Below are 12224 nucleotides of genomic sequence, written 5' to 3' on the forward strand. Positions count from 1 at the left end.
GTTTCGGGGGTGCGAGGGGGGCCGGGGCCGGTCAGCCGGCGGGCCGGAGGGAGCGGAGGGCCTGCCGGTAGGCGGGCAGCATCGCATCGTGCTCCGCGGTGTCGAAACCGCCCAGCTGGAGCACGACCGCTCTGCCGCCGGGGGTGACCACCGCCACGGCGCGCTCCTTCTTCGGCTCGTCGAGCGGTGCCGTCTCGTACTGCGCCTCGACCGCGGGCAGGCTGCTGTCGCCGGTGCCGGCCCGCAGGTCGGCGTAGGCGGGTGCGCCCTTGGCCTTCTCCCCGGCCATGAAGGCCTCCAGTACGCGGCGTGCGTCGCCGGCAGCGGCCGGCGCGTCGGCGACCCAGACCCGCAGGAAGCCGAGATGCCCGGCCGGCTTGGCATCGATCTCGCAGGCCAGGGTCGTTCCGCCCTGCTTGAACAGTCCGGCGAACTCCTCGTCGTCCGCGTGCGTGACCGCCTTCGGCTTCCAGTCCCGCGCCAGGTCGAAGGCGACGGGCAGCGTACACGGGCTGCCGGGCGCTCCGGCGGAGCCGGCCGGCGGGGCCGCGGAGGCGGCGCCGGCACCCGGCGCGGGGGTTCCCGCCGCGGATGCCTGCGAAGGGCCCGCCCCGGCGGCGCCCTTCGACTCCGCGGGCCCGCAGGCCGCCAGTCCCGCCAGCAGGACCGCCCCTGCGACCGCCTTGACCCCTGTGCCTCGCACTGCCCGTGTCCCCCCCGCCCCGGGCCCCGGACGGACATGCCCGGAGCGAACGGCCAACGTAGCAGTCCCCGGTGCGGAATTACCCGGGGGCCCGTGCCGGGCACCGGCCGGCGTGGCAGGGTGGGGCCATGGCCATCGATGTCCGTCCCGCGTCCGAGTTCGAGGACGTGCGTGCGCTGCTCGGTCCGAAGTCGCCCGGCGCCAACGTCTGCTGGTGCCTGAGCTACCGGATCCCGTCCAAACTGAACAACGGGCTCCGCGGTCCGGCCCGCGGCGAGTACGTGGCCGAGCTCTGCCGGAAGGGGCCGCCGCCGGGGGTGCTGGCGTACGACGGCGAGGTCCCGGTGGGGTGGGCCGCCGTGGCGCCGCGCTCGGACACCGCCTTCGCGCGCAGCCGCACGATCCCGCAGGTGGACGACCTGCCCGTGTGGTCCCTGTGGTGCGTCCGCGTGCGGCCCGGGCACCGCGGGCGGGGCGTCTCGCACGCGCTGATCGCGGGCGCGGTGGAGTTCGCGCGTGCGCAGGGCGCTCCGGCCGTCGAGGCGTACCCGCTGGACGGCGGGGACGCCAAGGTCGACCTGACGATGGCCTACGCCGGGCTGCGGAAGAACTTCGAGCGCGCCGGGTTCGTGCACCGCGCGGACACCTCCTCCGTCCTGGCCGGGCATCCGCGCGTGCTGATGCGGTTCGACCTGCGCTGACGGCGGGCCCAGCGCGGCCGGTCACGGCCGGTTACGGCCAGTCGCGGCCTCCCGGTGTGGGCCGGGTCCCTGCGGGGCCGGCGCCGAGGGCGATCACGGCGCGCGTCCGCATGGGCCCGTCGCCCCGGCGGGAGAGCACCGCGACGCCGTCCACGCGGGCGTGGAGCACGCCGATCCGCGCGGCGCACTCGGCGGCCAGTGACTGCGGGGAGCCGGTGCGGCCGAGCGACAGGTGCGGGGTGAAGCGGGGGAGGCGGTCCGTGCAGGCGGGGAAGGGATCCGCCAGTACGGCCCGGAGGCGCAGCCAGGGCGCCGCGCCCGCCGCGGCCGGGTCGAGCCACACGGTGGAGCAGGTGCGGTGCCGGAAGGAGCGCACTCCGGAGAGCCGGGCGTCGAACGGCTCGCACTCGGCGGCCGCGGCGGCGAGCAGCGGCAGGGCGGCGGGGAAGTCCTCCTCGGGGACGAAGCCGAAGAGGAGGTTCACGTGCGGCGGCCAGCGGCGGATCTGCGGGTCGTGCTCCACGCGGACCGCCTGGATGGCGGGCCAGAGGGCGGCCGGGGGCAGCCACGCCACGGCGGTGCGCGGCGTGGGCGCGGAGGCGAGGCGGCCGGGCGCGGCCGCCGGGACGGGGCGCCGGGGGACGGGCACACCGCCATCATGGCCCGCGCAGCCCGGTTCCGCGGCCTGCCCCGTACCCAGGGGCCGGGTGCACAGCCGATGCCGCCGCCCTTCGGCGGCATCGGCCCGGCATAACCGGGCACACAGGGAGCAGGCAGTCCCGCGGATGCAGAGGAGGTGCACCGGATGGCCGGCACCAGACCTCCCGGCCCGGTCGCGGTCACGGTCGCCCCGAGCGGCATCGGCCGCGAACCGGCCGGGCAGCCCGCCGGTCGGTGCCGCGGCCTCGTCGCGGGTCACCGGTCTCGACATGCGGTCGACGCTGCGCTCCGCCGAGCGGGCCCCTCGGGGCGGAGAGGCCCGGGGCGAGGGCCGCATGGTGGTGCCCTCGTCGGTCGCTGCCCGGATGCCCGGCTCGGCGCGGGCCGCGCGCCACGCCCGGAGTCGCTCCTGCGGTCCTTCGCCGAGGCGCTCCGGAACGGACTCGCGGGCAGGGTCGTCGACCCCACCCGGCCAGTGCCGGGTCGGGCGGCGGCCGTTCTCCTCCCCCGCCCCGGCCGGGAGGGCGCGGCGGTCGGCCGGCGGGACGGGGGCGGCGGCGCCCGGGTGGCCCGGCAGGGCCCGTACGTGTTCGCCGCGGGCGAGGGCGAGGCCGTCGCCCGCGGTGCGAAGGCCGGGGCGAAGGGCCTCGCCGGCGGGGTGCTGCCCGGCGCCGTCGGGGTGCCGGTGCACCGCCGGACGGCCGAGCCGGCCCCCGCCGGGCCGCGGACCCCTCGGCCGCGGCCGCCGGGCGGGGCGCCATGACCGGCCCCCTGGTGCACTACGCGAACCTCGTCTCCGACCTCGCGGTCGACCTCGCCGAGGGCGGGGCTCTGCGCGCCTGGGCGGAGCAGGCCCCGCGCGAGGTGTGGCTGCTGCGTCCCGGGGACGTGCTGGTGTCGCCGGTGGAGATCGGCGAGGAGTTCCTCGCGTACGCCTGCGCCCTGACGGGCGTCCCCCGGGCGTCGCTCGCCGTGGTCGCCGATCCCGGGGCTTTCGGGGCGGCGGCGCGGCCCGGGCAGCACCCCGCGGCCGCCGCGGTCCGCGCGGTCGCGGGCTCACGGGTTCCGGCGGCGGTCCTGCCGACCGCGCTGGACGCCTCCGCGGTGGCCCTGGCGCGCGAACTCGGGACGCCCGTCCACCCGTACGCGACGGCGGACGACGCCGAGGCGGCGCTCGAGGTGACGAGGCTGCTCAACACGAAGGCCGGATTCCGGGAGGCGGGCCGCGCACTGGGGATGCGGCTGCCGGACGGCCGGGTGTGCCGGCGCGGCAGGGTGGCCGCGGCGGTGGCGCGGATGCTGCGCGCGCACGGGGAGGTGGTGGTCAAGCCCGACCGGTCGGCCGGCGGGCACGGCATGCTCTTCCTGTCGGCGGACGCCGGGCCGTGGGCGGCGCGCGGCCTGGCCGCGGTCGGCGGGGAGCGGGGGCTGTGGGTGGTCGAGGAGCGGATCGACGCGGTCCGCTCGGTGAGCGTCCAGATGGAGACGGGCCCGCACGGGCCGCGCACCCTGTTCACGGGCGAGATGCGCACCGTGGAGGGCGCGTTCGCGGGCTATGCGGCGCCGCTGCCGGAGGGGTCCGCCGGCCTGGGGGCGGTGCTGGAGGAGTGGGGCGGGGCGCTGGGCCGGTACCTCGCCGAGCGCGGGTACGCGGGGCCGTTCGGCCTGGACGCGATGGTGTCGGCGGATGGCGTCCCGTACGCCGGGGAGAGCAATGTCCGGCGTACGGCGACGACGACGCCGCAGGCGATGGCGGCCCGCCTCGCCGCGGCGGCCGGGTACGGGGAGCGTGCCTGGGCGACGGGCCGGGTGCGGGCGGAGCCCGGGCTCCGCTTCGGCTCGGCGGTGGCCCGGCTCCGGGCGGAGGGGCTCGCCTACGACCCGGCGCGCTGCGAGGGGGTCGTGCTGTACGCGGGGGCTCCGGCGCGGGGGGCCGCCTGGCGCTACGCGGTGCTGGCCCCCGACCTCGCCGGGGCACTGCGGTACGAGGCACTGCTCCACGCCGCCTGGGCGCCCGCGGGGTGACCGGCGCTACGCGCCCCCCGACCTCGCCAGGCACTGCTCCACGCCGCCTTGAGGTCCGCCGGGTGACCCGGCGCGCTGCGAGGGGTCGTGCCGTACACGGGGCGCTGGCGCAGGGGCCGCCCGGCCGCTACGCGGTACCCGCCCCCGACCTCACCGAGGCACTGCGCTAATACGCACTGCTCCACGACGCCTCAGGGCCCGCCGGGTGACCCGCTGCGACGGGGTCGTGCTGCACACGGCGGCTCCGGCGAAAAGGGTGGCCGCCCGGCGCTACGCGGTACCCGCCCCCGACCTCGCCGAGGCACGCGCTGCGAGCGGGTCGTTCGGTCCACGGGGGCTCCGGCGCGGGGGCCGCCCGGCGCTACGCGGTGCCCGCCGCCGACCTCGCGGGGGCACTGCGGTACGAGGCACTGCTCCACGCCGCCCGGGCGCCCGCGGGGTGACCCGACGCGCTGCGAGCGGGTCGTGCTGTACACGGGGGCTCCGGCGCAGGGGGCCGCCCGGCGCTATGCGGTGCCCGCCCCTGGCCTCGCCGGGGCACTGCGGTACGAGGCACTGCTCCACGCCCCCCCCGGGCGCCCGCGGGGTGACCCGACGCGGTGCGGGCGGGGCCGGCTCGGCTTCGGGTGCGTCGCGGGCGTGCCTCCGCCCCGGCAGGGAATCGCCGGGCGACGGCAGGGCGCCGAGGCGCCCGAGGCGGGGTTTCCGGCGGCGCGGGGGCCGGCGCCGTAGCACGAGCGGCTGGTCGGACGTCAGCCGGCTTCGGCTTCGGCTGCGGCTGCGGAAAGCCGCCCCGCGGCCGGTTCACCCGGAGCGGACGGCACGCCCACGGCGGCGGGGTTTGCACGTGCCGTGGCGGCATGTGGTCCAGTGGGCGCCGCACACGACATCGAGAGGTTGCCCCGCATGCCCCTTCCTCCGGTTCCCCGCCGGGTCAAGATCGGCGATGCCGCCGCGTTCGCCGGGACCACACCGCGCGCCATCCGCCACTACCACGCCATCGGGCTTCTCGCGGAGCCGGAACGCGGGGGTGACGACCGGCGCCGCTACGGATACGACGACATGATCCGCCTGCTGTGGATCCGCAGGATGGCCGAGGCGGGCATCTCCCTGGAGGACATCCGGGCCGGTTTCGAGGGCGCCGCCGGCATCGGGCAGTCCCTGGCCCGGCTGGAGGAGGCCCTCGCCTCCAAGGCGGCCGTCCTCGAAGCCCAGCGGGCCGCCGTGCAGCGCCTCCGCGAGGCGGGCAGCCCCCTGGGCCTGCTCTCACCGCAGGTCGCCGGCCGCCTGTGCGGTCTGCCGCCCGGGGCCCTGCGCCCGACCGACCTCGACACCCTCCTGGTCACGGAGCGCGTCTTCGGCCCGCTGGGCGCCGCCGTCCAGGCCGACCGGTTCCTCGTCCTGGCCGCCCATCCCGGGTTGCGGGCCGAGGAGGACCGGCTGGCGGAGGCCGAGTCGGCCCTGGACGACACCGTCTCCCCCGGCGACCCCCGCATCGAGGACCTGGCCGTCCGGCGGTGTGCCCACGAGACCGCCTTGGCGGCCGCCATCGAGGATTCCGGCCTGGACGAGGCCCTCGACGACCTCCTGGACGGGTGCGGCGAGCGCGCCGGCGAGGGGGAGGAAGCCGCGGCGGCGATGAGCCCGCCGGAAGCCGTCGGCACGATGCCGTACGACTTCTCCCCGGCCCGTCTGCGGTACGAGGAGCGCGTCCTCGAACTGCTCCACCCGGTCTGACGGGCGCTCCTTTGCGCGGGCTGCCGCCGCGGCCGGCACGGGCAACCCGCAGGACGCTTCCGGTCAGGCGGGTCCGGCCGGCAGGTGGCTCCCGGGTCGGCGCAGGCCCGGTGCGGACGGCAGTTCGTCGAGGAAGGCCGTCAGTGCCCGGACGCCGAGCCGGAGCGCGCGGATGTCGGCGTACTCGTCGCGGCCGTGCCAGCCGTCCCCGGGCAGTCCGGTCCCGAAGAAGAGCACGGGGGCGCCGCAGGCCCGCGCGAGCTGGGCGGCCGGGGCGGCGCCGCCGTTGCCGACGCGGAGGGCGGGGGCGCCGTACGCCCGCCCGACGGCGCGGTCGAGGGCGGCGAGCGCGGGATGGTCCTCGGGGGTCCGGTAGGGGTCGGAGCCGGTGTCGGCGATCTCCAGGCCGTAGCGGTATCCGGGCCGCCGCCGGTCGGCCAGCCAGCTGCGGAGCAGCTCCTCGACGCGGTCGGCGCGCTGGTCGGGGACGAGCCGGAACAGCAGGTCGGCGGAGGCCTCGGCCGGGATGAGGCCGAGCGCCGGGGTGTCGGTGCGGCCGGCCGTGAGGCGGGCGACCTCGAAGGCCGGCCGGGTCCACAGGCGCTCGGGCACGGCGAAGCCGTTCTCGCCGTCGGCGCTGTAGGTGCCGGTGCGGGCGAGCCAGTCGCCGGGGTCGAAGGGCAGGGCGTCCAGGGAGGCGCGCAGCGCCGGGCCGGGGGCGGCGACGTCGTCGTGGAAGCCGGGCAGGGCGACCCTGCCGGAGTCGTCGCGGAGCTGGGCGAGCAGGCGGCACAGCTCCGCGGCCGCGTTGGCGGCGGCACCCGACACCGCCCCGCTGTGCAGGTCCCGGTCGGCGCCGCGGACGGTGAGCGTCGCGGTAACGGATCCGCGGACGGCGGCGCAGACCGCCGGCACGGACAGGGACCACAGCATGGTGTCGGAGACCATGACGACGTCGGCGGCGAGGTCGTCGGCGTGTTCGGACAGCAGGTCCGCCAGGTGCCCGGAGCCGGTCTCCTCCTCGCCCTCCACCAGGTAGGCCACTGACACGGCCGGGGCGGACCGGCCGGCCGTGTGCGCGCGCAGCGCCCACAGGTGGGCCATGAGCTGCCCCTTCGCGTCGGATGCCCCCCGCCCGTGGAGGCGGCCGCCGCGCAGCAGCGGCGTGAACGGCCGTGTGGTCCGCCACTCGGCGGGGTCGGCGGCGTGGACGTCGTGGTGGCTGTAGACCAGCAGGCGGGGTGCCCGCGGGTCTGCGGCCGGCATGTGCCCGAAGACGGCGGGAAGGCCGGGCGTCTCCCAGATTTCCGCCCGGGTCGCGCCCGCCCGGCGCATCTCCTCGGCCAGGAGGCGCGCGGAGCGCCGTACGTCCCCGGCCCGGTCGGGGTCCGATGACACGGACGGGACGGCGACCCAGGCGGCGAGGGCCTCCAGGTCGGCCGGCCCCGGCGGGCCTTCTCCGGCCGGGCCGGCTGCCGCCGCGTCCGCGGGTTCCGTGGTGCCCATGGCCGGCGGCTGCCCACCCCGCGCCCGGTGCAATCCCGGCCGGCGGGGGCGGGCGTGATTGCGGCGGCCGTTCCTGGGCAGCCGCCGCGCATGAACGCTGACTCCGCTCCGGAATGGGCCTCGTACTGGACGCAGACCGCGCCGCTGCCGCCGCGCCCCGCCCTCGAAGGGCGGGTGGAGACGGACGTGGCCGTCATCGGCAGCGGCATCGCCGGGCTGAGCACGGCCTGGGAGCTGGCCCGCGCCGGGCACCGCGTGGTGGTGCTGGAGGCGCTGCGGACCGCCGGAGGGGTGACGGGGCACACCACCGGCAAGCTCACCGCCCTGCACCCGTCGGTCTACGGGAAGCTGCTGGACAGCCGCGGCGAGGAGGCCGCGGCCCTGTACGCGCGGTCCCACAGTGCCGCTCTGGCGCACGTCCGGGAGACGGCCGCCGCGCTGGGCATCGACTGCTCGCTCGAAGACCGTGCCGCCTACACCTACTGCACGGAGGAGGAGGGTGTGGCGGAGCTGCGGGCCGAGGCCGAGGCGGCCCGCACGGCCGGCCTCGACGTGTCGTTCGTGACGGAGACCGGACTGCCGTACCCGGTGGCGGGGGCGGTGCGGGCCGCGGGGCAGGCGCAGTTCCACCCGCTCGCCTACCTGCGCGGGCTGGCCGAGGACCTGGTCGCGCACGGCGGCCGCATCTTCGAGCACTCGCGGGTCACCGGGCTCGGCCGGGGGACGCCGCACCACCTGACCACGGAGTCCGGGGCGACCGTCACCGCCGGCACCGTCGTCGTCGCCGCGCACCACCCGCTGTTCGACCACGCGCTGCTGGCCACCCGGCTCGACCAGCACCGGGACCTCGTCGTCGCGGGCACCGTGCCCGCCGCGGCGGACCCGCAGGGCATGTACATCACCCGGGAGGGCGGCACCCGCTCCGTGCGGACGGCGCCGTCCGGCCGGGACGGCGAGCGGCTGCTCGTCGTCACCGGCGAGGCCTTCACCCCGGGCTCGGAGGCGGACGTCGGCGAGCGCTACCGGCGGCTGGCCTCCTGGGCTGCGGACCGCTTCCCCGGCCTGGAGGTCACCCACCGCTGGGCGGCGCAGGACAACACCCCGACCGACACGGTGCCGCTGATCGGGCCGCTGCCCGCCGCGGGCGAGGGGGTGTACGTGGCCACCGGCTTCGGCGGCTGGGGCATGACCGGCGGTGTCCTCGCCGGACGGCTCATCGCCTCGCTCGTCGCCGGCGCGCCGGAGCCGTGGGCGGAGCTGTACGATCCCGGCCGGATCGGCCCGGTGGTCCGCGAGGCGCCCGCCTTCCTGAAGGCGCAGTGGGAGGTGGGCCGGCACCTGGTGCAGGACCGGCTGCGGAGTCTCGGCGAGGGCAGCCGCGGCCCCGTCGCCGAGCTGGAGCCCGGCGAGGGCACGGTCGTCCGGTCCGGCGGCCGGCCGTACGCCGTGCACCGGGACGACGGGGGCCGGCTGCACGCCGTGTCGGCGGTGTGCAGCCACATGGGATGCCTGGTCGGATTCAACAACGCCGAGCGCACCTGGGAGTGCCCCTGCCACGGCTCGCGCTTCGCCGTCGACGGGACGGTGCTCCAGGGGCCCGCGCTGGAACCGCTGGAGCGGAAGGACCCCGACACCCTCTGATGGGGGCCGCCCGCCGCGGCCCCCTCGCGTCAGGGGGTGCGGGGGCGCCTGCGCGGCGCGCGCAGCGGCAGGGGGGCGCGGAGGGCGGTGCGTGCGGCGTTGGCGCCGGGCGCGCCGTGCACGCCGCCGCCCGGGTGCGCGGTCGCGGAGGCCAGGTACAGGCCGCGGACCGGGGTGGTGGGGCGTCCGGTGCCGGGCAGCGGCCGGAACACCAGCTGCTGGTGGAGGCTGGTCGTCCCCTGGTTGACGGAACCGCCGACCAGGGCGGGGTTGAGGCGTTCCAGGTCGGGCGGGGCGAGGATGCGGCGGCCGCGGACCGCCTCCCGGAATCCGGGCGCCCAGCGCTCCACCCGGTCCTCGATACGCCGGGCGAACGCCTCCTTCTCGCGCTCGTCCCACCGGCCGGTGATGCCGTCGCCGCCCGCGTCGCCGGCGACCGACTGGGGGACGTGCGTGTACGCCCACGCCGACTCGGTACCCGCGGGCGAGCGGCCGGCGTCCGCCGTCGTCATCTGGCCGAGGACGGTGAACGGGTCGCTCGGCACCCGGTGCATGGCGATCTGCGCGGACCACTCGGTCAGCTCGTCCAGGCCGTCGGCCAGGTGGACGGTGCCGGCGGAGGCCGGGCCCTCGGCCCGCCAGGGGATCGGCCGCGACAGCGCCCAGTCGACCTTGAAGGTGGCGAAGTCCCACTGGAAGCGCCGCAGCGCGGCCCGGATCCGGTCGGGGACGTGCTCGGGGGCGAGCAGCCGCTCGTACAGGAGGGGGGCGGGGACGTCCGCCAGGACGGCCCGCCGGGCGCGGATGCAGGTGCCGTCGGCGGTGCGGACGGCGGCGGCCCGCCCGCGGTGCACGAGCACCTCGGTGACGGCCCGCCCGCAGTGCAGGACGCCGCCGCGGGCCGCCAGCCTGCCCACGAGGGCGCCGGTGAGGGCCTGCGCGCCGCCCTGCGGCACGGGGAACCCGTACGTCTGGCCGAGCATGCACATCAGCCAGCCGAAGCCGCCGCCGAGGGCCGACTCGGGGCCGAGGTCGGCGTGCAGCGCGTTCCCGGCGATGAGGAGGCGGCCGCCCTCGCCGTCGAACTCCTCCTCGCCGAAGCGGCGGGCCGGCAGCAGCATGGTGCGCGCCAGGTGCAGGGCCCGGGTGTAGCCGAGGCGGCCGGCGAGGCGGAGGCCGGCGCGGGCCGGGGGGAAGGGGGTGAAGAGGCAGTCGAGGAGGTCGCCGCGGACCAGGTCCCACATGTCGCACATGCGTTCCCAGGCGGCGCCGTCCCCGGGTGCGAAACGCTCCAGGGACGCCGCCGTGTCCGCCACCCCGCCGCCGAGTACGGCGCACCGGCCGTCGGTGAGGGGGTGGGCGACGGCGGCGGGGGCACGGCTCCAGCGCAGCCCGTGGCGCTCCAGGCGCAGGCGGCGGATGACCGGGGAGGCGGCGGCGAGCGGGTAGAAGGCGCTGAACAGGTCGTGCACGTACGACGGGTCCAGGCCCCGGTCGCTGCGGACGGCGCCGCCCGGTTCGGGCGCGGCCTCGCAGACGACGACCCGCCAGCCGGCGTCGGCAAGGAGGTTGGCGGCGACGAGACCGTTGGGGCCGGCGCCGATGACGACCGCGTCGGGGTCAGGCATGGGTGCCGGCCCCGGCCCCGGCAGCCTCCGCTTCGGCGCCTCCGGCCCCTTCCTCGCAGGTGCGGGCCAGGCGGGCGAGCATGCTGCGGTGGCGGATCTGGGAGACGGCGTCGATGGCCGCGTGGTGGAAGGTCCAGCCCCTGCCGCGCAGGGGGTGCTCGTCGAGGACGACGAGGGTCTCGCCGCCCCACGGCACGAGTTCGATGGCGATCCGGGCGCTGGCGTGCTGCCCCGCCTTGGCCTCCATTTCCAGGCGGCGGCGCGGCTCGTGGATGCGGACGACGGTGCGGCCGTCGAAGGTCCACGGGCCGATCTTCAGCCGGTAGCGCAGGGCGGAGCCCTCCTGAGGCCAGCGGTCGTCCTCCTGCCGGGAGTCGTACGTTCCGACGACCCACTCCGCGTACCGGTCCCCGTCGCAGAGCACGTCCCAGACGCGGTCGGGCGGGCATTGCACCAGCCGGTGCTGGACTGCCATGGCTGTCCCCTTCCTGAAGGCGGGTGGCCCGTCGCGCCTACCCCGCGGGGGCGGGACCACACGGCCGCTTCCTCACCGCGGGGTCCGGCTGCCGCGCAGGGCGGCGCGTACGGCGAACACCGCGGCCGCGGCCGCGGCCGCCCGGCGGGCGGCGGTGCGGGCGCCGCCGTGCCGCCCGCCGTGCAGGGCGGCACGGGCGCCGGTCGGCGTGTACAGGTTCCCCGCCTGCGGGAGCCGCGGCCTGCCGCGCTCCAGGTAGACCCGGTCGGTGCGCCGGGCGATGCCCCGCCGCAGCAGGCCGGGGGCGAGCGCGTGGGCGGCGGCCATCGAGCGGGCGTACGGGCCCACCAGCACCCGGTCGCGCGGCCTGCGCACCGCGCGCACGACGGCGCGCGCCACGCGTTCGGGGGTGGCGACGGGCGGGAGGGAGCGGAGGGCGCGGCCGCTGTGGTTGGCGGCGTTCCGGAAGAACGGGGTGTCGACGCCCGTCGGCAGGACGGTGCAGACCGCGATCCGGCGGTCGCCCCGCAGGGCCAGCTCGCGGCGCAGCACGTCGTCGAAGGTGGTCAGTGCCGCCTTGGACATGGCGTAGGCGCCCATGTAGGGGGCCGCGACCGGTGCGCCGAGGAGGGAGGCGACGTCGACGAGGACGCCGCCGCCCTGGCGGCGCATGACGGGGACGGCCGCGCGGGCGCCGTTCAGGGCTCCGACGGCGTTGACGTCGAGCAGCCGGCGCACGTCCGCCACCGGCACCTGGTCGAAGCGGCCCAGGATCCCGACCGCGGCCGCGTTCACCCACACGTCGATCCGCCCGAACCGCTCCACGGCGGCCCGAGCGAGGCCGGCGACGGCCCGCTCGTCGGTCACGTCGACGGGCACGGCGAGCGCGGGGCCGCCGCGGCGCCGGCACGACTCGGCGACCTCCTCCACCTGCTCGGCGCTGCGGGCGGCCACCACGACGCACGCCCCCCGCCGGGCACAGGCCAGCGCGGTGGCCCGCCCGATGCCGCTGGAGCCCCCGGTGACGACGACGACCCGCCCCCGCAGGGACGACCTTCCACCACCCACCTGCACCACCTCCGGCATGCCGGAGGTGGTGCAGGTGGGTGGTGGAAGGTCGTCCCTGCGGGGGCGGGTCGTCGTCGTCA

General features: G+C 78.0%; 11 protein-coding genes. 5 read left to right on the plus strand and 6 right to left on the minus strand.

All coding sequences use genetic code 11. The features are described 5' to 3' along the window. Positions 1–31 precede the first annotated feature (31 nt). Positions 32–703: a lipoprotein gene (locus tag EF903_RS18390; RefSeq protein ID WP_125544532.1), complete on the minus strand. Its 672-nt coding sequence runs from the start codon at positions 701–703 to the stop codon at positions 32–34. Positions 704–831: 128 nt separating this feature from the next. On the opposite strand from EF903_RS18390, the gene EF903_RS18395 reads away from it, so the two are divergent. Further along, positions 832–1404 (plus strand): GNAT family N-acetyltransferase, encoded by a 573-nt coding sequence (locus tag EF903_RS18395; RefSeq protein WP_125544534.1) that lies wholly within the window; start codon positions 832–834, stop codon positions 1402–1404. Between the two features lie 31 nt (positions 1405–1435). Here the strand turns inward: EF903_RS18395 and EF903_RS18400 are convergent, their stop codons facing one another. After that, a complete protein-coding gene (locus EF903_RS18400) occupies positions 1436–2053 on the minus strand; it encodes a 2'-5' RNA ligase family protein (RefSeq protein WP_260615549.1) in 618 nt (205 codons plus the stop codon). Positions 2054–2539: 486 nt separating this feature from the next. Here EF903_RS18400 and EF903_RS18405 point away from each other — a divergent pair, with 486 nt between their 5' ends. The 3 genes from EF903_RS18405 to EF903_RS18415 all read left to right on the plus strand — a co-directional run bounded on the left by EF903_RS18405 (position 2540) and on the right by EF903_RS18415 (position 5826). Continuing rightward, a complete protein-coding gene (locus tag EF903_RS18405) occupies positions 2540–2827 on the plus strand; it encodes a hypothetical protein (RefSeq protein WP_125544539.1) in 288 nt (95 codons plus the stop codon). Continuing rightward, on the plus strand, positions 2824–4089 hold the full coding sequence (locus tag EF903_RS18410; RefSeq protein WP_125544541.1) for a peptide ligase PGM1-related protein: 1266 nt from the start codon (positions 2824–2826) through the stop codon (positions 4087–4089). Before EF903_RS18405 ends, EF903_RS18410 begins: the two co-directional genes overlap by 4 nt. Before the next feature lie 906 nt (positions 4090–4995). Then, on the plus strand, positions 4996–5826 hold the full coding sequence (locus EF903_RS18415) for a MerR family transcriptional regulator (RefSeq protein WP_125544543.1): 831 nt from the start codon (positions 4996–4998) through the stop codon (positions 5824–5826). Positions 5827–5889: 63 nt separating this feature from the next. Here the strand turns inward: EF903_RS18415 and EF903_RS18420 are convergent, their stop codons facing one another. Further along, positions 5890–7332, minus strand: coding sequence for a M20/M25/M40 family metallo-hydrolase (locus EF903_RS18420; protein WP_125544544.1), 1443 nt, complete (start codon positions 7330–7332; stop codon positions 5890–5892). 90 nt (positions 7333–7422) lie between these two features. Between EF903_RS18420 and EF903_RS18425 the strand changes: the two genes are divergently transcribed. Next, positions 7423–8973 carry an FAD-dependent oxidoreductase gene (locus tag EF903_RS18425; protein ID WP_125544546.1) on the plus strand — a complete coding sequence of 517 codons (1551 nt, stop codon included), beginning with the start codon at positions 7423–7425 and terminating at the stop codon, positions 8971–8973. 29 nt (positions 8974–9002) lie between these two features. Here EF903_RS18425 and EF903_RS18430 read toward each other — a convergent pair whose 3' ends face one another. The 3 genes from EF903_RS18430 to EF903_RS18440 form a co-directional block, all read right to left on the minus strand. Further along, complete coding sequence (locus EF903_RS18430; RefSeq protein ID WP_125544548.1) at positions 9003–10601, minus strand: NAD(P)/FAD-dependent oxidoreductase; 1599 nt, start codon at positions 10599–10601, stop codon at positions 9003–9005. Beyond that, positions 10594–11076 (minus strand): SRPBCC family protein, encoded by a 483-nt coding sequence (locus EF903_RS18435; protein ID WP_125544551.1) that lies wholly within the window; start codon positions 11074–11076, stop codon positions 10594–10596. The genes EF903_RS18430 and EF903_RS18435 overlap by 8 nt, the downstream gene beginning before the upstream one ends. A gap of 72 nt (positions 11077–11148) precedes the next feature. Next, positions 11149–12224 (minus strand): SDR family NAD(P)-dependent oxidoreductase (locus tag EF903_RS18440; RefSeq protein ID WP_221888753.1); only part of this gene is annotated, 1076 nt, incomplete at its 5' end.

The organism is Streptomyces sp. WAC05292, from assembly GCF_003949955.1.
GTDB classification, from domain to species: Bacteria; Actinomycetota; Actinomycetes; order Streptomycetales; family Streptomycetaceae; genus Streptomyces; species Streptomyces globosus.

What these genes read in the sequence shown, in the direction of transcription:
- EF903_RS18395 (WP_125544534.1), top strand. Translation starts at nt 832, where the DNA reads ATGGCCATCGATGTCCGTCCCGCGTCCGAGTTCGAGGACGTGCGTGCG.
- EF903_RS18410 (WP_125544541.1), top strand. Translation starts at nt 2,824, where the DNA reads ATGACCGGCCCCCTGGTGCACTACGCGAACCTCGTCTCCGACCTCGCG.
- EF903_RS18415 (WP_125544543.1), top strand. Translation starts at nt 4,996, where the DNA reads ATGCCCCTTCCTCCGGTTCCCCGCCGGGTCAAGATCGGCGATGCCGCC.
- EF903_RS18420 (WP_125544544.1), bottom strand. Translation starts at nt 7,332, where the DNA reads ATGGGCACCACGGAACCCGCGGACGCGGCGGCAGCCGGCCCGGCCGGA.
- EF903_RS18425 (WP_125544546.1), top strand. Translation starts at nt 7,423, where the DNA reads ATGAACGCTGACTCCGCTCCGGAATGGGCCTCGTACTGGACGCAGACC.
- EF903_RS18430 (WP_125544548.1), bottom strand. Translation starts at nt 10,601, where the DNA reads ATGCCTGACCCCGACGCGGTCGTCATCGGCGCCGGCCCCAACGGTCTC.
- EF903_RS18435 (WP_125544551.1), bottom strand. Translation starts at nt 11,076, where the DNA reads ATGGCAGTCCAGCACCGGCTGGTGCAATGCCCGCCCGACCGCGTCTGG.